1 pseudogene is annotated in these 509 nt (G+C 60.7%); it reads right to left on the reverse strand.

The window, feature by feature from the left end:
• A pseudogene (locus AB4Z32_RS27645) lies at nt 1-509 on the reverse strand (hypothetical protein); the annotation flags it as partial.

Below are 509 nucleotides of genomic sequence, written 5' to 3' on the forward strand. Positions count from 1 at the left end.
GTCTGTTGCGAGGTCTTGGGGATGAACGCACAGCCCAAAGGTTTCAGCACCCATTCGACGGGATTGAACATGCCCCAGCCGGTAGGGAAGCACTCCTGCGAATTGGAATCCGCAGACGGGCTTGTCTGCCCAGCGTCGCCGGGGGCGGGAGTCGTGCCGGTGGTAGTTCCAGTACCGGGGAGTGTCTGCGGAGCGGGATTATTGGGCAGTGGACTGCCCTTGAAGTCGGTGTTATCCGACGTGTTGGGATCGCCGTCGGTATTAGCCTGTGTGGCGGTCCTGCCACCGGGATAATAGGCACCTTCCAACGGTGCGCAGACGGCGAGAGCGACGGCATAGGGTCCGTGTTTGCAGGAAACGCGAGTGTGGGTGGAGTCTGCCTGATCGACCTGGGTCCAGTGTTCGCACTCGAGGTTTCCAATGGTGCAGGGCTTGCCGTCGATGGAAATTTCAAGCTTGCAGCCAGCGCCAGGCTTGGTCGGATCACACAGCGGTTCGTTCGGATCGAC

The organism is Massilia sp. 2TAF26 (genome assembly GCF_052115005.1).
Taxonomy (GTDB): Bacteria; Pseudomonadota; Gammaproteobacteria; order Burkholderiales; family Burkholderiaceae_D; genus Telluria.